Source organism: Cupriavidus sp. 05T313 (assembly GCF_056396665.1).
Genome location: NZ_JBFTLX010000136.1, coordinates 1 through 19435, shown reverse-complemented (window position 1 = coordinate 19435; position 19435 = coordinate 1). Strand labels below are relative to the sequence as shown.

General features: G+C 68.1%; 19 protein-coding genes and 1 pseudogene. 13 read left to right on the top strand and 7 right to left on the bottom strand.

Going from position 1 to position 19435, the window contains the following annotated elements; genetic code table 11:
• Positions 1 to 5: 5 nt before the first annotated feature.
• The 10 genes from urtE (at position 6) to AC1DKD_RS25490 (ending at position 8170) form a co-directional block, all read left to right on the top strand.
• Positions 6 to 698 carry an urea ABC transporter ATP-binding subunit UrtE gene (gene urtE / locus AC1DKD_RS25535; RefSeq protein WP_035868638.1) on the top strand — a complete coding sequence of 231 codons (693 nt, stop codon included), beginning with the start codon at positions 6 to 8 and terminating at the stop codon, positions 696 to 698.
• A gap of 211 nt (positions 699 to 909) precedes the next feature.
• Positions 910 to 1788 (top strand): urease accessory protein UreD, encoded by an 879-nt coding sequence (locus tag AC1DKD_RS25530; protein ID WP_441630113.1) that lies wholly within the window; start codon positions 910 to 912, stop codon positions 1786 to 1788.
• A gap of 55 nt (positions 1789 to 1843) precedes the next feature.
• Positions 1844 to 2146, top strand: a complete 303-nt coding sequence (locus AC1DKD_RS25525; protein WP_035868631.1) for an urease subunit gamma — start codon at positions 1844 to 1846, stop codon at positions 2144 to 2146.
• A gap of 69 nt (positions 2147 to 2215) precedes the next feature.
• Positions 2216 to 2839: a HupE/UreJ family protein gene (locus AC1DKD_RS25520; protein ID WP_441630111.1), complete on the top strand. Its 624-nt coding sequence runs from the start codon at positions 2216 to 2218 to the stop codon at positions 2837 to 2839.
• A 19-nt stretch (positions 2840 to 2858) separates the two neighbouring features.
• Entirely contained in the window at positions 2859 to 3164 is a 306-nt protein-coding gene (locus AC1DKD_RS25515; protein WP_441630109.1) for an urease subunit beta, read from the top strand.
• A complete protein-coding gene (ureC, locus tag AC1DKD_RS25510; protein WP_477143850.1) occupies positions 3164 to 4882 on the top strand; it encodes an urease subunit alpha in 1719 nt (572 codons plus the stop codon). Before AC1DKD_RS25515 ends, ureC begins: the two co-directional genes overlap by 1 nt.
• A 9-nt stretch (positions 4883 to 4891) precedes the next feature.
• Positions 4892 to 5431, top strand: a complete 540-nt coding sequence (gene ureE / locus AC1DKD_RS25505; RefSeq protein ID WP_477143849.1) for an urease accessory protein UreE — start codon at positions 4892 to 4894, stop codon at positions 5429 to 5431.
• Positions 5428 to 6120, top strand: a complete 693-nt coding sequence (locus AC1DKD_RS25500; RefSeq protein WP_441630103.1) for an urease accessory protein UreF — start codon at positions 5428 to 5430, stop codon at positions 6118 to 6120. The genes ureE and AC1DKD_RS25500 overlap by 4 nt, the downstream gene beginning before the upstream one ends.
• Before the next feature lie 47 nt (positions 6121 to 6167).
• Positions 6168 to 6797 (top strand): urease accessory protein UreG, encoded by a 630-nt coding sequence (gene ureG / locus AC1DKD_RS25495; RefSeq protein WP_035868617.1) that lies wholly within the window; start codon positions 6168 to 6170, stop codon positions 6795 to 6797.
• Positions 6798 to 7150: 353 nt separating this feature from the next.
• The gene (locus tag AC1DKD_RS25490) at positions 7151 to 8170 is read left to right on the top strand and encodes a pyridoxal-phosphate dependent enzyme (protein WP_477143848.1); all 1020 of its coding nucleotides are present in this window, start codon (positions 7151 to 7153) and stop codon (positions 8168 to 8170) included.
• A 45-nt stretch (positions 8171 to 8215) separates the two neighbouring features.
• On the opposite strand, the gene AC1DKD_RS25485 is transcribed toward AC1DKD_RS25490, so the two are convergent.
• Entirely contained in the window at positions 8216 to 8602 is a 387-nt protein-coding gene (locus AC1DKD_RS25485; RefSeq protein ID WP_441630099.1) for a helix-turn-helix domain-containing protein, read from the bottom strand.
• Between the two features lie 460 nt (positions 8603 to 9062).
• On the opposite strand from AC1DKD_RS25485, the gene AC1DKD_RS25480 reads away from it, so the two are divergent.
• Entirely contained in the window at positions 9063 to 9896 is an 834-nt protein-coding gene (locus AC1DKD_RS25480; protein WP_441630097.1) for a hypothetical protein, read from the top strand.
• 43 nt (positions 9897 to 9939) lie between these two features.
• Here the strand turns inward: AC1DKD_RS25480 and AC1DKD_RS25475 are convergent, their stop codons facing one another.
• The gene (locus AC1DKD_RS25475) at positions 9940 to 10632 is read right to left on the bottom strand and encodes a glutathione binding-like protein (protein WP_441630095.1); all 693 of its coding nucleotides are present in this window, start codon (positions 10630 to 10632) and stop codon (positions 9940 to 9942) included.
• A 157-nt stretch (positions 10633 to 10789) separates the two neighbouring features.
• Positions 10790 to 12052: an acyl-CoA dehydrogenase family protein gene (locus AC1DKD_RS25470; protein ID WP_477143847.1), complete on the bottom strand. Its 1263-nt coding sequence runs from the start codon at positions 12050 to 12052 to the stop codon at positions 10790 to 10792.
• 193 nt (positions 12053 to 12245) lie between these two features.
• On the opposite strand from AC1DKD_RS25470, the gene AC1DKD_RS25465 reads away from it, so the two are divergent.
• Positions 12246 to 13181, top strand: a complete 936-nt coding sequence (locus AC1DKD_RS25465) for a LysR family transcriptional regulator (RefSeq protein WP_441630091.1) — start codon at positions 12246 to 12248, stop codon at positions 13179 to 13181.
• Positions 13182 to 13226: 45 nt separating this feature from the next.
• Here the strand turns inward: AC1DKD_RS25465 and AC1DKD_RS25460 are convergent, their stop codons facing one another.
• From AC1DKD_RS25460 to AC1DKD_RS25450, 3 genes are all read right to left on the bottom strand, one after another.
• Positions 13227 to 14609 carry a hypothetical protein gene (locus tag AC1DKD_RS25460; RefSeq protein WP_477111086.1) on the bottom strand — a complete coding sequence of 461 codons (1383 nt, stop codon included), beginning with the start codon at positions 14607 to 14609 and terminating at the stop codon, positions 13227 to 13229.
• Positions 14606 to 15226, bottom strand: a complete 621-nt coding sequence (locus tag AC1DKD_RS25455; RefSeq protein WP_051648690.1) for an RNA polymerase sigma factor — start codon at positions 15224 to 15226, stop codon at positions 14606 to 14608. Before AC1DKD_RS25455 ends, AC1DKD_RS25460 begins: the two co-directional genes overlap by 4 nt.
• 92 nt (positions 15227 to 15318) lie before the next feature.
• On the bottom strand, positions 15319 to 17091 hold the full coding sequence (locus AC1DKD_RS25450; protein WP_477143846.1) for a vWA domain-containing protein: 1773 nt from the start codon (positions 17089 to 17091) through the stop codon (positions 15319 to 15321).
• 263 nt (positions 17092 to 17354) lie between these two features.
• On the opposite strand from AC1DKD_RS25450, the gene ggt reads away from it, so the two are divergent.
• On the top strand, positions 17355 to 19217 hold the full coding sequence (ggt, locus tag AC1DKD_RS25445; protein WP_477111084.1) for a gamma-glutamyltransferase: 1863 nt from the start codon (positions 17355 to 17357) through the stop codon (positions 19215 to 19217).
• A 99-nt stretch (positions 19218 to 19316) separates the two neighbouring features.
• Here ggt and AC1DKD_RS25440 read toward each other — a convergent pair.
• Positions 19317 to 19435, bottom strand: a pseudogene (locus AC1DKD_RS25440) (tripartite tricarboxylate transporter substrate binding protein); the annotation flags it as partial.

The window sequence follows — 19435 nt, the reverse complement described above, 5'->3', positions numbered from 1 at the left end:
AAACCATGTTGCAGGTCAATGCACTCAACCAGTTCTACGGCGGCAGCCACATCCTGCGCAATGTCACCTTCGAGGTGCCGCAAGGCAAGCTGACGACCTTGCTGGGCCGTAACGGCGTGGGCAAGAGCACCCTGCTCAAATGCCTGATGGGCGTGGTGCCCACGAGGAGCGGCAGCATCAGCTGGGCGGGGCACGCGCTGGAAAAGAAGCCGCCGTACGAGCGCGTGGCATCCGGGCTCGCCTACGTGCCGCAGGGACGCGAGATATTCCCGCGCCTGACGGTGGAGGAGAACCTGCTGATCGGCGCCGCGAGCCTGAAGCGCCCGGCCGGCGTGCCCGACCGGATCTACCAGTTGTTCCCGGTGTTGCGCAGCATGCGCCAGCGCCGGGGCGGCGATCTCTCGGGCGGCCAGCAGCAGCAACTGGCAATCGGCCGCGCGTTGATGAGCGAGCCGGAGCTGCTGATCCTGGACGAGCCGACCGAGGGCATCCAGCCTTCCATCATCCAGGACATCGGCCGCGCGCTGCGGCTGCTGGTGGACGAGTTCGGCATGACGGTGCTGCTGGTGGAACAGTATTACGAGTTCGCCCGGCATCTGGCGGATCACTACGTCGTGATGAGCCGCGGTGAGGTGGTGGCGAGAGGGGAGGGGGCAAGAATGGAAGAGGAGGGGGTGCGGGAGCTGATCGCGGTGTAAGCGAGGTCGTGGGTTTGTCCGGCGAGAGAGCCGTGGCTGAACATAAAGCGGCTGCCGGGGCAGAGAGCTTGCGTCGGCAGTAGCGAAGAGCATGCCAATCCGCCAGATGCCGCGCGCCGACAATACCGCTTCCAGCCGCACCGACCCCGCGCTATGATGCCCGCATCGAGCGCGCCACGCATCACCGGCAGCGTCCGCCTTTCCATCGCCCATGCGTCATCCAGACTTTCCTTCGACCCTTGCCGTGCCGCCCGCATGGGAGGCCAGCCTGCGCCTGCGGTTTGCCGCGCGCGGCGAACGCAGTGTGCTGGCCGAGCGCCGCCACCGGGGGCCATTGCTGGTGCAAAAGCCGCTCTATCCAGAGGGCGCAGGGGGGGCGATCTGCCACGTGGTGATCCTGCATCCGCCCGCCGGCGTGGCCGGCGGCGACAGCCTGGAGATCGAGGTGACGGTGGAGGCGGGCGCCCATGCGGTGCTGGCGACGCCCGGCGCCACCAAGTGGTACAAGTCGCTCGGCCGCGAGGCCGCGCAACGCGTCACGCTGACGCTGCAAGCCGGCGCGCGGGTGGACTGGCTGCCGCAGGAAAACATCGTATTCGACGACGCGCACGCGCGCCTTGCCACCACCGTGACGGTGGCGCCCGGCGCCAGCGCGATCGGCTGGGATGCCGTCGTGCTGGGCCGCCAGGCCAGCGGCGAAACGTGGGCGCGCGGATCGCTGGTCATGGAGACCACGGTGAATGGCGGTACGCGCCCGCTGTGGATCGAAAGCGCGCAACTGGACGCCGGCTCCGCGCTGCGGCATGCGGTGGCCGGGCTGGATGGGCTCAATGTGATGGGCACGCTGTGGGCGGTGGGCGAGGGTGCCACGCAGGAACTGGCCGAAGCGCTTGCCGAACGGCTGCCGTATGGGCCGGACCTGCGTGCCGGCGTGACGCGGTTTGAGCAGGATGGCCAGTCCATGCTGCTGCTGCGCGTGCTGGGTGCGCAGATGGAGGCGGTCAGGCATCTGATGGTAAGCGCATGGAGCGCATTGCGCGAGCCCATCCACGGCGTTGCCGCCAGGCCGCTGAGGCTGTGGGCGACGTAGGCGCTTGCCGGCCGCGTACCGGACATGCAGAACAAGAAACTACGGGAATACCAAGATGGAACTGACTCCGCGAGAGAAGGACAAGCTGTTGATCTTCACCGCCGCGCTGCTGGCCGAGCGCCGCCGCGCGCGCGGGCTCAAGCTCAACTATCCCGAGGCGGTGGCCCTGATCACGGCGGCCATCATGGAAGGCGCGCGCGATGGCCGCACCGTGGCCGAGCTGATGCACGAAGGCACCACGGTGCTCACGCGCGAAGATGTGATGGAGGGGGTGGCCGAACTGATCCCCGAGATCCAGGTGGAAGCCACCTTCCCCGATGGCACCAAGCTGGTCACTGTGCATCATCCGATCGTCTGAGACGGGCGAGCGCTTTGCTTGCGCACGCCAGGCCTGCCGAACCACTGAACGAAAACACGAGGTCAAGACATGAACCGTTCCAATCGCTCGCGCGCCGCCAGGGCCGCCATGGCGGGTGTCCCGCTGGCGCTTGCCAGCGCCGCGGCCTTCGCCCATCCCGGCCACGATGCCGCCACGGTCGGCGCCAGCCTGTGGGCGGGCCTGCTGCATCCCTTCACCGGCATGGACCACTTGCTCGCCATGGCGGGCGTGGGCGTGTGGAGCGCGCTGGGAGCACGCTCGCCGCGCGAGGCGCTGCGCATGCCTTTTGTGTTCGTTGCACTGATGCTGGCCGGCGCGGCGCTCGGGCTGAGCGGCCTCGGCCTGCCGCTGGTGGAGCCGATGATTGCCGCATCGCTGCTGGTGATCGGCGTGCTGGTGGCGCTGCGTGCCAGGCTGCCGGCGTGGGCGGGCATGGCCATCGTCGGGGGCTTCGCCGTCTTTCATGGCTACGCGCATGGCGCCGAGCTGCCGGCCACGGCTGGCGCGTTGCCCGCGGTGGTGGCCTATGTCGGCGGCTTCGCTGTCGCCACCATGACGCTGCACCTGGCCGGCATCGGCCTGGGCGGCGCGCTGCGCCGCCAGGCCGGTTGGCTGGCACGGCTGGCGGGCGCCGGCGTGGCGCTCTATGGCGTCGGCCTGATGGTTGCCTGATCTCGACAAGGAAACCAGCATGATCCCCGGTGAACTGATGCCCGCAGAGGGCGAGATCGAACTCAATGCCGGCCGCCCCACGGTGAGCGTGACGGTGGCCAACACCGGCGACCGTCCGGTCCAGGTCGGCTCGCATTTCCATTTCTACGAGACCAATCCCGCGCTGGATTTCGACCGCGAGGCCACCCGCGGTTTCCGGCTCAATATCGCCGCCGGCACCGCGGTGCGCTTCGAGCCGGGCCAGAGCCGCACGGTGGAGCTGGTGGCGCTGGCCGGCGCGCGCATCGTCTACGGCTTCAACGGCAAGATCATGGGAGCGCTGTGATGAGCGTGAAAATCTCCAGGCAGGCCTATGCCGAGATGTTCGGCCCCACCACCGGCGACCGCCTGCGGCTGGCCGACACCGGGCTCATCATCGAGGTGGAGAAGGACTTCACCATCTACGGCGAGGAGGTGAAGTTCGGCGGTGGCAAGGTGATCCGCGACGGCATGGGGCAGAGCCAGCGCATGGCGAAGGACTGCGTCGACACCGTCATCACCAATGCGCTGATCGTSGATCACTGGGGCATCGTCAAGGCCGACATCGGTCTCAAGSATGGCCGCATYGCGTCGATCGGCAAGGCCGGCAATCCGGACATCCAGCCAGGCGTGACCATCGTCGTCGGTCCCGGCACCGAAGTGATCGCGGGCGAGGGCATGATCGTCACCGCCGGCGGCATCGACAGCCACATCCACTTCATCTGCCCGCAGCAGATCGAAGAAGCGCTGATGAGCGGCGTCACCACCATGATCGGCGGCGGCACCGGGCCCGCGACGGGGACGTTTGCCACCACCGTGACGCCTGGCCCCTGGTTCATGGAGCGCATGCTGCAGGCGGTCGAGGCTTATCCGATGAATATCGGCCTGCTCGGCAAGGGCAACGCCAGCCAGCCGGGGCCGCTGACGGAGCAGGTCGAGGCCGGCGCCATCGGGCTCAAGCTGCATGAAGACTGGGGCACCACGCCGGCGGCGATCGACACCTGCCTGGGCGTGGCGGATGCCACCGATACGCAGGTGGCGATTCATACCGATACGCTCAACGAGGCCGGTTTCGTCGAGGCTACGGTGGCTGCGTTCAAGGGCCGCACCATTCATACGTACCACACCGAAGGCGCGGGCGGCGGCCACGCGCCAGACATCATCAAGGTGTGCGGCGAGCCCAACGTATTGCCGTCGTCGACCAACCCGACGCGGCCCTACACCATCAACACGCTCGACGAACACCTCGACATGCTGATGGTGTGCCATCACCTGGACCCGTCGATCGCCGAGGACATCGCTTTCGCGGAAAGCCGCATCCGCCGCGAGACGATTGCCGCCGAGGACATCCTGCACGATCTCGGCGCCTTCTCGATGATCTCCAGCGACTCGCAGGCCATGGGCCGGGTCGGCGAGGTCATCATCCGCACCTGGCAGACCGCGCACAAGATGGCCGCGCAGCGCGGCAAGCTGCCCGGCGATCCCGGAGATRCGCGCGGCGGGCATGACAATTTCCGCGTCAAGCGCTACATCGCCAAGTACACCATCAACCCCGCGCTCACGCACGGCATCGCGCATGAGGTGGGCTCGATCGAGGTGGGGAAGTGGGCCGACCTCGTGCTGTGGAAGCCGGCCTTCTTCGGCGTCAAGCCGAGCCTGATCCTCAAGGGTGGGATGATCGCCGCGGCAGCGATGGGAGATCCCAACGCATCGATCCCGACGCCGCAGCCGGTGCACTACCGGCCGATGTTCGCCGCTGCCGGCCGGGCCCTGCACAAGTCTTCGCTGACCTTTGTCTCGCAGGCCGCGCTGGCAGCCGATGTGGGCGGCCGCTATGGACTGGAGAAGGTGCTTTCGGCGGTACGCGGTACGCGCACCGTCAGCAAGCGCGACATGGTGCACAATGACTGGCAGCCGAACGTCACGGTGGATCCCGAGACGTACCAGGTGGTGGCCGACGGCCAGTTGCTGATCTGCGAGCCGGCTACCGTGCTGCCGATGGCGCAGCGCTATTTCCTTTTTTGAAGGCCCCCTTTGCAAAAGATCGACAAACACCTCAGCGCCCCGCATGGCATCGCCGCCGTGCTGGTGCGCCGCGCGCCCAAGCTGGTGCTGCCTTTCGCCGAGCGCAGCAAGAGCCGCCTGCGCGCCACCCTCGATAGCGGAGAGGAAGTCGCCTTGTTTCTGCCGCGCGGCACCGTGCTGCGCGGCGGCGATCTGCTGGTCACCGAGAGCGGAGTCTTCGTCGAGGTGCTCGCCGCGCCGGAGTCCGTGCTGCAGGTGGGAGCCAGTGATCCGCAGGCGCTGATGCGCGCGGCCTATCACCTGGGCAACCGGCACACGCCGGYGGAAGTGGGGCGCGACTACCTGCGGCTGGAGTACGACCCGGTGCTGGCGGACATGCTGGCCCGCCTTGGCGTGCAGGCCGAGCGCGCCGAGCTGCCGTTCGAGCCCGAGGCCGGCGCCTACGGCGGCGGGCACAAGCACGGTCACGATGCCACTTTCGCCGAGGACTACGCCGCGGCGCAGGCGGTGTTTCATGAGCATCACGGGCAGTGCGCAGTCGTTCCATGACCCAACTCTCCCAGCTCATCTCCCTGCTGCACCTGGCCTCCCCCGCGCTGCCGATCGGCGGCTTCAGCTATTCGCAAGGGCTGGAGGCGGCCATCGACTGCGGCATCGTGCGCGATGCCGGCAGCGCGGAGCAATGGGTGCGCAGCAACCTGCTGGATGTGCAGTCGCAGTGCGAGGCACCGGTGTGGCTGCTGCTCTATCGCCATTGGCGCACACTGGACGCGACGCGCCTGGCCGAATGGAACAACTGGTTCCACGCCACGCGCGAGAGCGCGGAGCTGCGGCTGGAGACCGAGCAGATGGGCTGGTCGCTGGCCCGGCTGGTGGCGCAGATGGAGTGGGGCGACGCCGCACTGCGCGCGCAGCTCGCGGTGCTGTCGCCGGTATGCCTGCCGACCGCCTTCGCCGCGGCTTGCGTGGCGCTGGACGTTGGCGAGCGCGACGGGCTGGCGGCCTATTGCTTCAGCTGGGCCGAGAACCAGGTGTCCGCCGCCCTCAAGGCGGTGCCGCTGGGCCAGGTGGCGGGGCAGCACATCCTGCGCCGGCTGCATCCCGCGGTGCTCGCAACCGTCGACGAGGCGGTGCGCCGCGCCGATGCCGAGCCGCCAATGCTGTCTACTTTTTCCCCGATGCTGGGCCTGCTGTCCGCGCGGCACGAAACGCAATACTCCCGGCTGTTCCGTTCCTGAGCGGGCCACCGCGGCAACCAGACGATTACCAGGACAAGACTCTCATCATGACCCAGGCCCGTACCAAGAAGAATCCCCCGTTGCGCGTCGGCGTGGGCGGCCCCGTCGGTTCCGGCAAGACCACCTTGCTGGAGATGCTGTGCAAGGCCATGCGCGAGCGCTATGACCTGGTCGCCATCACCAACGATATCTACACCAAGGAAGACCAGCGGCTGCTGACCATCTCCGGGGCCCTGCCGGCCGAGCGCATCATGGGCGTGGAAACGGGCGGCTGCCCGCATACCGCGATCCGCGAAGATGCCTCGATCAACCTGGAGGCGGTCGACCGCATGCTGGCGAAGTTTCCCGATGCCGATATCGTCTTCATCGAGTCCGGCGGCGACAATCTTGCCGCCACCTTCAGCCCGGAGTTGTCGGACCTGACCATCTACGTGATCGACGTGGCCGGCGGCGAGAAGATCCCGCGCAAGGGCGGCCCCGGCATCACCAAGTCGGACCTGCTGGTGATCAACAAGACCGACCTGGCCCCCTATGTGGGCGCCAACCTGGACATCATGGAAAGCGATGCGCGCAAGATGCGCGGCGTACGCCCGTTCGTGATGGGCAGCGTGAAGTCGGGGCAGGGGCTGGACCAGGTGATCGCCTTTATCGAGCGCCAGGGCATGCTGGGCGTGTAACGCGCGGCCGCCGCAATCGCGTCTTCAACGACGGCGCGTACCGCATGTCGGCGCGGCCCTGCTCCGTGTTTGCGGTGGCCACCGCTTGTGGCATACTGGCCGGTCCATGACGTCGACATCGCCCGCCCCTTCTTCGCATTGCCGCGACACCGCTACCGGTGGCGCCGCTGCATGCGCGGGCGCCGGGCAGCCCACGTCCCGCCTGTCCTCCTCCTTCTCGTTCTCCATTATTCGAATTATCCGGGGTCGCTGAGCTGCGGCTTTGGCTGGTGCTCGGTGGCCCGTGGTCCCTCCCTTGCCGTGCACGGCCATGGGGCCTGCACGCGACCAACCGATTCGATGGAGAACACCCGATGTCCGATCTTTCCGACCTGCGCGCGCACGCCCGCTATCCCAGCCTGCCCGACATCCAGGAGACCGCGCGCCGGCTCCAGGGCAAGGTGCTGGAGACGCCCGTGTGGCGCTGGCAGACCGGCGCCATGCAGCAGCTCGATCCCGCCACCGAGGTATGGCTCAAGCTGGAACTGTTCCAGATCACCGGCACCTTCAAGCTGCGCGGCGCGCTCAACAGTATCGAGCGCATGGACGGCGCGGCGCGCGCGCGTGGCGTGGTGGCGGCCAGTGCGGGCAACCATGCCATGGCGGTAGCCCACGCGGCAAAGGTGGCTGGCGTTGGCGCCAAGCTGGCGATGCCGGCCAGCGCCAGTCCGGCGCGCATGGCCGCCYGCCGCGAGGCCGGGGCCGAGGTGCTGTTGTTACCGGACATACACGCGGCCTTCGACCACGCGCTGCAACTGGTCGAGCAGGAGGGGCGCACCATGGTGCACCCGTACGACGGCCCGCTGATCGCGCAGGGCACCGCGACCGTGGGGCTGGAACTGATGCGCCAGGTGAGCGGGCTAGATGCGGTGGTGGTGCCGGTGGGCGGCGGCGGGCTGTGCGGCGGCATCGCCGCGGCGGTCAAGCAGATCAATCCGGCCTGCCGGGTCTATGGGGCCGAGCCGGATGGCGCCGATGCCATGAACCGCAGCTTCGAGGCCGGGCGGCCGCAGGCCCTGGAGCGGGTCAGGACGATTGCCGACAGCCTGGGCGCGCCGTATGCGCTCGATTACAGCTACGGCGTGTGCCGCCAGTTTGTCGACGGCATGGTGCGGGTATCCGACGCGGCGATACGTGACGCCATGCGCATCCTCTACCGCGACATGAAGCTGGCCACGGAGCCGGCTACGGCGGTGTCCACCGCGGCGTTGCTGGGGCCGCTGCGCGAAACACTGGCGGGGAAAAAGGTGGCGCTGATCGTGTGCGGGGCCAACCTCGACGCGGCACGCTTTGCCGAACTGCTGGCAGTGGATGCGCCGGCCGCCGCCGGCTGAGCCTGGCTGCCGCGCGCGGCCCGGGGCGCTCTGGGCGCCGGGCCGCTAGGTCTGCTGCATGGCCCGGACGGCGATTGTGCGCGCCACCGACGCGATCACATCCTGCTCGGTGTCGGTCATCAGTGCCATATGGCGCACGGTGACACGCTGCGCCGGCGTGATATTGAACTCGGCGCACTTCTGCTCCAGCACGAGGGCGCCGCTCTGGCCGTCACCGCTGTTGAAGTTGAGCATTTCACTGGCGCTTACGCCGAGCGTGCCTGCCAGCGCGCAGATATTGATCAGGGAAACGTTGCGCATCCCGCGCTCGATACCGCTCAGGTAGGAGCGTGCCATTCCGCTTTCGAGAGCAAGCTTCTCCTGCGACCAGCCACGCTGTTTGCGCAACTCCGCAAGGTGCAGTCCAAACAGCTTGAGAGGATCACCGACCATGGCTCTATGCGTAATGGAGAACGGGTCGAGGCTAAGTTATTGACCTCTTTGTGGCGACGCTTTATAGTAGGACGCACTATAGGTTACTGGGCGAGACACGCAGAGTGCTGGCATGGTCGATGGGCAGGAACGCTCGGTTTTGCCCCTCGTTTGAAGAGGTTTCGGCCGTTTTTTATCGCGGTTGCCATTGGCGAATACGTTGGCGCCTGCTGCAGGCGGCATGCGTTCGGAAAACCTGTGGATGATGCCCGCGAGTGCTCGGTAAAAGCTTTTCCGAGTGTTACGAACGCTGCCGGGCACCTGTGCGAGCCGATACCGGGCGGCCAGGCAGCGGCAAAACCAGAAAACCAAGAAACCAAGAAACCAGGCAACCAAAGCCTTGGGCATCACGACATCGGGGACTCCAACCCACGGGGAAGCGCGGCGCTGCATTTTTCCACTACGCGGAGAAGGAAGTGCCATGCGTATTTTTTCGTTGTTCGACGCACAGATGCGCGGCGAAATACTGGCGGGCGGAAGCGCTTCGCAGTTGCGCGTCGGTTTGCAGGTGAGGGTGGTGCCGGAGGCCGCCGGGCTGGGCAGCAGCGGCGACTACATCTTCCTGCCGGAGGGCGCGATGCAGTCAGGTATCGTCACCGCCCGTGCCGAGTGGTGGGCCTGTCTGTACGGCACCATCAAGCTGACGCCGGTGGGCGGCGCCCCCGTGCTGTTGTCCGCCGGCGGCTTGTACGCGCTGCGTCAGGCCGAGCGCCTGGATCTGGCGGTGCTGCAGGACGCCGTAATGATCCGCGCCATCCTGGATCCCAATGCCGTCGGGCTGGTGGGGGCGGGCATCACCAGCAGCTACGATGCGTTTGCCACGGGCCAGGCGGAGCGCTGGCGGGCTACACCCGGCGCCGAGACGATCGAGGTGAGCGGCGTGTCGGTGCGCTCGGGATGCTTCGCGCCAGGGCTGGCCGAAGGCCAGGCGCGTTCCGCGCCTGGCGTGCTGCGGGTCAACGCGGCCTTTGTCTCGCTTGGGGAGGGCGAGCCGGAATGGGCGATGCGCCTGCGCGCGGGCGGGCTGAACTGGGCGGCCTGCCATGAGGGGACGCTGTGCCTGCAGTGGCATTCGCCCTGGCCGCATGCCGAGCGCGAGGTGGCCTACCTGCAGCCCGGCATGGTCTTCGCGCCGGATCCCGATGAAACGTATCGGATCGATGCGCTCCATCCCGTGGCGAGCCTGCTGTGCTGCCTGCAGGCGCCGGCGCATGTGGTGGGCGAGGCCGCGCTGCGGTCCGTCTGTCTGCATTGACGCCACGCGCGCGCGGTCCCCCGGGGCTGCTTCGGGCGGATGCTCAGCGGCGCTGGTATTGCTTGGCGCCGAAGAGGACTTCCCGCGACTTCTCATCGCGGATGGGCTTGCGTTCCATGGCCAGCACTTCCACCCCGCGCTTGACCGCCGGGCGCTCGGCGATCTCGTTGAACCAGCGCTTGAGGTGCGGGTAGTCGTCCATTTCCACGCCCTGGTTCTGCCAGCTGCGCAGCCAGGGGAAGGTGGCGATGTCGGCCACGGAGTACGCGTCGCCCGCCAGCCAGGCATGCTCCGACAATTGCTTGTCGATGACGCCGTAGAGGCGGCGGGCCTCATTGGTGTAGCGGTTGATGGCGTATTCGATCTTCTCGGGCGCATACATGCGGAAATGGTGCGCCTGGCCCAGCATCGGGCCGACGCCGCCCATCTGGAACATCAGCCACTGCAGCGCGTCGTACTTGCCGCGCACATCTTCGGGCAGGAACTTGCCGGTCTTGCCGGCCAGGTACAGCAGAATGGCGCCGGACTCGAACAGCGAGATGGGCTGGCCGTCGGGGCCGTCGGGATCGACGATGGCCGGGATCTTGTTGTTCGGGCTGATCTTGAGGAAGTCGGCCTCGAACTGGTCGCCGGCGCCGATATTGACGGGGTGGACCTTGTACTCGAGGCCGCACTCCTCGAGCATGATGTGAACCTTGTGGCCGTTGGGCGTAGGCCAGCTGTAGACGTCGATCATCGGATGGGGCTCCTGGCTGCGAAGGGGTGACCGCCACGTCAACCACTGGCGTGGCACGTGGTGAACCGCGCGATTTAAGCACAGAAGAAAAAAACGCGCAGACAGGCTGCGCGTTTTCCATGTTGCCGGCAGGGCCGGCAACGGTGCGGGTTGCGGCTTAGAAACCGCGCGTGACCGGCATGTTGATCTCGTCCGAATTCACGCCCATGTGCTTGGCCAGTTCCAGCTTGGCGATGGCATTGCGGTGCACCTCGTCCGGGCCGTCGGCCAGACGCAGGGTGCGCTGGTGCGCCCACCACGTAGCCAGCGGGAAATCGTCCGAGACACCGGCGGCGCCGTGCACCTGGATGGCCCAGTCGATCACCTTCAGCGCCATGTTCGGCGCCACTACCTTGATCATGGCGATCTCGGCCTTGGCCACCTTGTTGCCCGCGGTGTCCATCATGTAGGCGGCCTTGAGCGTCAGCAGGCGAGCCATTTCGATCTCGCAGCGGGCTTCGGCGATGCGTTCGCGCGTCACGCCCTGGGCGGCCACCGGCTTGCCGAAGGCGACGCGCGACAGGGCGCGCTTGCACAGCAGTTCCAGCGCGCGCTCGGCCACGCCGATGCTGCGCATGCAGTGGTGGATGCGGCCCGGGCCGAGGCGGCCCTGGGCGATCTCGAAACCGCGGCCTTCGCCCAGCAGGATGTTGGCGGCCGGCACGCGCACGTCCTTCAGTTCGATTTCCATGTGGCCGTGCGGCGCGTCGTCGTAGCCGAACACTGGCAGGAAGCGCTTGATGGTGATGCCCGGCGTATCGGCCGGCACCACGATCATCGATTGCTGCTCATGGCGGCCCGCTTCCGGATCGGTCTTGCCCATCACGATGTAGACGTGGCAGCGGGGGTCGCCTGCGCCCGACGACCACCACTTGGTGCCGTTGATCACGTAATCGTCGCCGTCGCGGCGGATGCTGCAGCAGATATTGGTCGCGTCCGACGAGGCCACGGCCGGCTCGGTCATCAGGAAGGCCGAGCGGATCTCGCCGCGCAGCAGCGGCTCCAGCCACTTGTCCTTGAGGGCTTCCGAAGCGTAGCGCTCCAGCGTTTCCATGTTGCCGGTGTCGGGCGCGGCGCAGTTGAAGACTTCGGCCGACCAGGGCRCCCGGCCCATGATTTCGCACAGCGGCGCGTATTCGAGATTGGACAGGCCTTCCGGGGCACGTTTGGAGTGGGGCAGGAACAGGTTCCACAGGCCGGCTTCGCGGGCCAGCGGCTTGAGTTCCTCGATCACCTTGGTCGGCACCCAGGCGTTGCCGGCCTGGCGATTGGCCTGGATTTCCGCGTAGAAACGCTTTTCGTTCGGATAGATGTGCTTGTCGAAGAAGGCCAGCAGGCGGGCCTGCATTTCCTTGACCTTGGGCGTGTACTCGAATTGCATGTTGTCTCCTCCACCTCAGAATGAGGCCGGTTTCCGGTGGGGCCGCAGCGGGTTGCTGCGCGCCGTTTCCGGCACCGGCGGACGCGGTTCGCGCCGACTGAAGAGGACTGTACCGTAATCCAGGTAATTAGAAAAATGAATTTTCTGGATTTGCCAGTATCAATGCGGTGCATTCCATGCCAGAATGCCTGCCATGCAGCTATCCCGGATCGACCTGAATCTCTTCGTGGTGTTCGACGCTATCCATAGCGAAGGCAGCATCACGGCCGCCGCGCGCCAGCTTAACCTGACCCAGCCCGCGGTCAGCCATGCGCTGGGGCGCTTGCGCAACCTGTTCGACGATCCGCTGTTCGAGCGGCGCGGGCAGGGCATGGCGCCCACGCCGCTGGCGCGCTCGCTGGCCGCCGAGGTGCGCACCGCGCTGCAATCGTTCGCGCGCACCCTGCAAGATACGCCGCATTTCGATCCGGCGGCCACCGTGCGGCGATTCACCATCGGCATGCGCGATGCATTGGAGTCGACCCTGCTGCCGCCCCTGATGGCGCGGGTGACCGCCGTCGCGCCGCAGGTGGAAATCGCGGCAATCCGCTTCGACCGGCGCGAGATGGAGTCCGAACTGCTGGCCGGCACGCTCGACGCCGCCATCGATATCCTGCTGCCGGTGTCGCCCGCGATCCACCACGCGCCCTTCATGGCCGACCCGATGGTGGTGCTGGCCCGCCGCGATCATCCGCTGGTGAAGAAGGAACTGACGCTGGACCGCTACCTGGCCGCCGAACACGTGCATGTGTCTTCGCGCCGGCGTGGTGCCGGCCTGGAGGACCAGGCGCTGCACCGGATGGGATTGACGCGCCGGGTGCGGCTGCGCTGTCAGCACTACGCCGCGGCTTGCCGCGTGGTGAGCTGCACCGACCTGCTGGCCACGCTGCCGCTGCGCTACGCGCGCATCGCCAACGAACCCTATGCCAACCGGCTGCTGTCGCTGCCCTTCAAGGTGCCCTCACTGGAGTTGCACCTTTACTGGCACGCGGGCGGCGAGAACGACGGAGCCAATCGCTGGCTGAGAGAACAGTTGATGGCCGTGATCACCTCGCTGGGCGGTGGCCTTGGCGAGGCGGCGCAGACCTGACTCCCTTTGCTGAGGGTGGCGCGGCCCGCCGCGCGGCGTTGCCCGTCAAGGCGCGTTATCGGCCTGTCGCTCGATGCGCACGGTGGCCGGGGGCAGCGTGCTGTCAGCCTGTACCGCGTAAGGCAGCGGCGGGCGGCGTTCGGCCGGCACGGCTTGCCATAGCCGTTCGACCCAGGCCCGGACCTCGGGGCTAGCGGGTGCCGCCGCTGTGATGCGCAGCGCAAGCGGCGCACCGGCGGCGGATCCGGTGCCTGGCGCATCCGACATCAGGCGCTCTACTGCCAACTGAGGTTCTTCCCGCAGGCTCATTGTCCATGCCGCCAGTTTTTGTCCCCTGGCCGCAGGTGCGCGCGCCGTCTCGGCCTGCGGTGCCGGGCTGGCTCGCAGCGCAAAGCGCGGCGGCTCGATGGCGGGAGCCGGCGCCGGCGGCGCGATAGGCGCGACCGGGGCCGGAGGCGCGACGGAAGCCATCGGCGGCATGGGTGCCATCGATGCCATCGGTGCCGGCGCGCGAATCACCGGCGCGGCAGCCGGGCGGTGCTCCGCCAGCATGTCGGACTCGCGCGGAGCGGTCCTGGCCTGCGCCTCCGCAGCGGGCGCGCGACTGGGCTGGGCGTTGGCCGTTGCGGCCGGGCTGGCTGCTGGCGCCTGGGCTGCCGATGGCCCGGGTGCGGCTGCCGGGGCTGGTGGCGCCTTGGCATCCGCCTGTGGCGATGCAGGCTGCCTGGCGGACGCGGCTTGCGTTGGTTCCGCTGCCGGCTTGCCTGCCTCCGCGTGCATTGCCGGCGCGGCAGGCGCACGCTTTGCGCTTTCCGTCGCGGGCGCTTTGGCCGGCAGCGTGATCTCGCCGTCGCGCAGGTCAAGCTGGCGCAACACGATCTGCAGCGACAAGACACCCACGCCGAGGGTGCCGGCGAGCACGCCCAGCGCGGGCCACCAGCGCCGGGCACGGCGTGCGCGCTCCGGCTTGGCCGCCGCCTGTTCGCCGGAAGCCTGTTGCGCGGCCTGCGCCTGTTCGCGCAGCCAGGCCTGTGCCGCCGCGCTAACCGGCGCGCCAAGCACGCTCTGCGGCGCGTCGCCGCGCCGGACCTCCTCCAGTACGGCGCTGCGGCGGGCGGCCTGTGCTACCTGCAGCCGCGCGGCTTCCGCCATGACCGATGCCTCCAGTCCGGCTGGCGGGCCAAATGCCAGTTCGTCATCGACGGCGGGGTTGTCGGCTTGCTCGGTGTAGGCCCGGACCCTGGCCGGCAAGGCGGCGGGCGGCAATGGCGCGGCCGCTTGCCGGGTCATCTGCCGGGCCGCTTGCTCGGCGCGCGCGGCGGCCATCACCGCAGCCTCCAGCGAGGCTGGCGGCACAAAGGCGGGCACCTCGCGCAGCAGTGCCGCGAGCCGGTCTTCGCCGGCAATGAATCGTTCGTCCGCGCTCATGGCAGCCGCTCCTGCGACGCCGTGGCCGCCAGGCTATCGCGCAGCCGCGCGAAGGCATAGCGCAGCCGGCTCTTGATGGTCTCGAACTTCTCGCCCAGCGTCAGGGCGATTTCCTCCACGCTCATCTCGCTGAAAAAGCGCAGCACGATCACTTCGCGCTGCGCCGCCGGCAGCGCCAGCAACGCTTGCCGCACGCCTTGCAGGTTCTGCCGCAGCTGCGCCTCGGCCTCGGGGCTCAGGTCGTCGGACGGCAGGGCGAGGTGGCCCTCGTCGAGCGTGTCGCGCTGGCGCTCGTAGGCGCCGCGCAACTGGTCCAGCCAGGTATTGCGCGCGATCTGGAACAGGAAGGTGCGCAGGGCCGCGCTGGGCTGGTAGTCGCCGCAGCGGGTCATCAGCTTGACCCAGGTCTTCTGCGTCACGTCCTCGGCCTCGCCGGCATTGCCCTGGCAGAGCCAGGCCACATAGTTGTATAGCGCCGCGTTGTGGCGGCGAAACAGCTCGGCCACCGGCTGCTCGATCAGGCCGTTGGCGACCAGCAGCATCAGGTCGGTGTCAGGCAGCGCGGACAGTCCTGAGGGTGGGGTGGGCGGCGGGGCGCCAGGCGTGGAGGCATGCATGCGCGGCAGTATATGACAGCCCCGCCCGCTGTCGTGCGGGCCGGGATGTCCGTGCCGGGCGGCGCGCGCGGGCAGCCCGGCCGATGGCGGTTTCAGCGTGGCTGCCCCCTGGCAGGCCCGTCGTCCTGCGCCAGCGGCGCGCGCGTCGACAAGGACTGGGCCAGGTCGATCAGCTTGATGAACTCGCCGCGATAGCCGAAGCGGTCGGTGCCGCGCGCGCCCAGCGCCAGGGCCCGCGCGTCGGCGTAGGTCCAGCCGCCGACATGGTTGCCGCCGCGCAGCACCTGGCCAAAGCCCGCTACCGCCGTGGCAAAGCGGAAGRCATCGTCGGCCTGCGCCAGCGTCCGCACCGAAGCRGCCTGCACGGGCAGGTCCATCAACTCGCTGGCCTGGGCCTGCGGCAGCTTGTAGCGCAGCTTGATGTGGGCCAGCTCGCCGGCGGCGCCTTTGCCCGGCCTGGCGGTGGGGCTGGCCGGCTGGTAGCGCAGCGGGTCAAGCAGGCCGGGCTGGTCCGTCAGGGTCAGCTCATAGAGCGCGGTCACGGTGTGCCCGGCGCCGATGTCGCCCGCATCGACCTTGTCGTTGTTGAAATCCTCGCGCTTGAGCGCACGGTTCTCGTAGCCGATCAGGCGGTATTCCCTGACCGTGGCGGGGTTGAATTCGACCTGGATCTTGACGTCGCGCGCCACCGTGGCGAGCGTGGAACTGAACTCCTCCACCAACACCTTCTGGCCTTCCATCAGGTTGTCGATATAGGAGTAGGCGCCGTCGCCCGCATCGGCGAGCTGCTCCATCAACTGGTCGTTGTAGTTGCCGGTGCCAAAGCCCAGCGTGGACAGCGAGACGCCCGACTTGCGCTTCTCGGCGACCAGCGACTTGAGCTGGCGGAAGTCGGTAATGCCCACGTTGAAATCGCCGTCGGTGGCGAGCAGTACGCGATTGATGCCACCCGCGATAAAGCTCTGCTGCGCGGCCTGGTAGGCCAGCGCGATGCCGCTCGCGCCGGCTGTCGAGCCGCCCGCGACCAGTGAGTCGATCGCCGCCGCGATGACGGCCTTGTCGCTGCCGGGTGTGGGCGGCAGGACGACGCGCGTGCCGCTGGCGTAAGTGACCAGGGTGATGCGGTCCTGCGGGCGCAGGACATTCGTCAGCAGCTTGAGCGAGGATTTCAGCAGTGGCAGCTTGTCGGCCGAGTACATCGAGCCCGACACATCGACCAGGAAGACCAGGTTGGCCGCCGGCAGGCTGTCGCGGGCCGCGTCGGCCGCCTTGATGCCGATGCGCAGCAGCACGTTGTGCGCGTGCCACGGCGCGGGTGCGGCGTCGGCGTGCACGGCGAAGGGACGGCCATCGCGCGGTTGCGCGTAGTCGTAGGGGAAATAGTTGACCATCTCCTCCACCCGCACCGCATCGGCGGGCGGCAAGCGGCCGGCGTTGAGCAGGCGGCGCACATTGCTGTAGCTGCCGGTGTCGACATCGATGCTGAAGGTGGAGACGGGCGCCTGCGCAACCAGCTGCACGCCGTTCTCGTCRATGGCGCCATAGCGCTCGCGATCCGGCTCGGCCTGGGGCTGCGGGTAGGGCATGGGGCGGGTCATCAGGGTCAGGGGCGCCGGCGGCTGGGCGCGCATGGCGCGCGTATCGGCGACGGCTCCGGCGGCTGTCTCCCTGGCGTGCGTGGCGGCGTCGCCGGCCTTGCTCGCGGGCACGGGCTGGGCGGGCATGGCTGGCGGCGGCGCGAGCGGTTGGTTTGTGGCCGGTTCGGCGTTGCCGTCTCGCGTTGGCGAGGTCGGAGCAGTCGCCGGATGGCCGCCGCATGCGGCCAGTACAAAGGCAGTAGCCAGGACTCCCAGGCGCTTGAGCATTTCTTTTTCTCCTGAAGGGCCGCGCCGGCGATGCCGGCGGCAGGGCGCTGTCAGTGAAACGAAGCAGCCCGGCTGGCGGGGTTAAGTCGGGTGGAAAAAATTCAAAAGGGGACGGCGAGTGCAGATCGCGCCGCGCGGGACAGGCCGGCCCACGTTTGCCTGACGCGGTCCATCGGTGCTGTCCCTGAGGTGTGCGTCAAGGGTGCCGCAGCAGCGCCCGAGCGCCATACAATGAGCATTTTTCCCCCCAGGAGGACGATTGCATGGCACCCCAGGCATATTCATCGGCGCTATGGCGCGGCCCGCTCGCCGCCGCCGCGGCGCTTGCGCTGCTAGGCGCCTGCTCGACGCAGACCAGCGCGCCTCCCGTGGCCCCGGCTCCCGCCGCTACGGCGATGCCGCCCGCACCGGAAGTGTCGTCCGGCTACCGGCAGGGCATGACCACCACCTATGCCGACAAGCATATGGCCGCGGCCGCCAATCCCCTGGCTACCGAAGCCGGCCGCAAGATCCTGCGCGCGGGCGGTACCGCGATCGATGCCGCGATCGCCATGCAGGCTGTGCTGACGCTGGTGGAGCCGCAGGCCACCGGCATCGGCGGCGGCGCTTTCATCATGTACTGGGACGGCAAGCGCGTGCAGGCCTATGACGGCCGCGAGACCGCGCCCGCTGGCGCCGACGAGAAGCTCTTCCTGCGCCCCGATGGCAAGCCCATGAGCTTCAGCGAAGGGCAGATCGGCGGCCGCTCGGTGGGTACGCCTGGCGTGTTGCGTGCGCTGGAAATGGCGCATCGCCAGCACGGCAAGCTGCCTTGGGCCAAGCTGTTCGAGCCGGCTATCGCGCTGGCGGAGCAGGGCTTCCCGATTTCGCAGCGCCTCTATACGCAGATCGCGGCGGACAAGTTCCTGCCGAACTCGCCCGAGATGGCGGCCTACTTCCTGACGCCCGACGGCAAGGCCAAGCCGGTTGGCACCCTGTTGAAGAATCCGGCGTTGGCCAAGACCCTGCGCGACATCGCCCGCCGCGGGCCGAATGCGCTCTATACCGGCCCCATCGCCAGCGAAATCGTCAAGCAGGTCAACGGCAGCGCCAACGCCGGTTCGCTGTCTCTGGCGGACCTGAGGGACTACAGCGCCAAGGAGCGCGCGCCCATCTGCAGCGACTACAAGCGCTGGAAGATCTGCGGCATGCCGCCGCCGTCGTCGGGCGGCATCGCGATCGCGCAGATGCTCGGGACCTTGCAGGCGCTGGAGGCGAAAGACCCGAAATACGCGCTTGCAGCGATGAAGCCTAAACAGGTGGCCACGCCTGCCGGCGTCGAGCCGGGTATCGAAGCCGTGCACGCTGTTTCCGAAGTCGGACGTCTGGCCTATGCCGACCGCGGCCTCTATGTGGCGGACTCGGATTTCGTGCCGGTCAACGTTGCGGGGCTGCTAAATCGTGACTACCTGGTGCAACGCGCGAGCCTGATCGGCGAGAAGAGCATGGGCAAGGCGGAGGCTGGCACGCCGCCTGGAAACACGCTGGCGCTGGCACCGGACCGTTCGCCGCCGCGCGTGTCCACCTCGCAGATTGTTGCCGTTGACAATACCGGCGGCGCGATTTCCATGACCACCACCGTGGAGAGCTATTTCGGTTCGCACCTGATGGTGCGCGGCTTCATTCTCAATAACCAGCTCACCGACTTCTCCTTCGTGCCGAGCGAGAACGGCAAGCCGGTCGCCAACCGGGTGCAGGCCGGCAAGCGCCCGCGCTCGTCGATGGCGCCGACGCTGGTGTTCGACCGCGAGACCGGCAAGCTGGTCGCCACGGTGGGCTCGCCGGGCGGTTCGCAGATCATCGAGTACGTATCCAAGACGCTGGTGGGCCTGCTGGACTGGAACATGGACGTGCAGGGGGCCATCAACATGCCCAACTTCGGCAGCCGCAACGGGCCGACGGAACTGGAAGCCGGACTGGTCAGCCCGGCCCTGGTGCAAGGCCTGAAAGACCGTGGGCATGAAGTGGCGCAGATCGAGATGACCAGCGGCACGCAGGCCATCATGCGCCGCCAGCGCCCCGACGGCACGTGGGCCTGGGCCGGCGGCGCCGACCCGCGCCGCGAAGGGGTTGCGCTGGGCGACTAGGCGTTTCGCCGGGTTGGCATGGGGCGTGCTCTGCCGGCGCTCCCGCAAAAAAATGGCCGACTTCCGAGTCGGCCATTTTTTGTCCGGCGCGCGGCTGGCTCAATCGAGCCGCACGTCAGCCTGTTTCACCACCGCCGCCCACCGCGCACGCTCGCCGACGAAGAACTTGTTCGTTTCCGGCGGCGTCATGGTCACCACTTCGGCACCCTGGCCAGCCA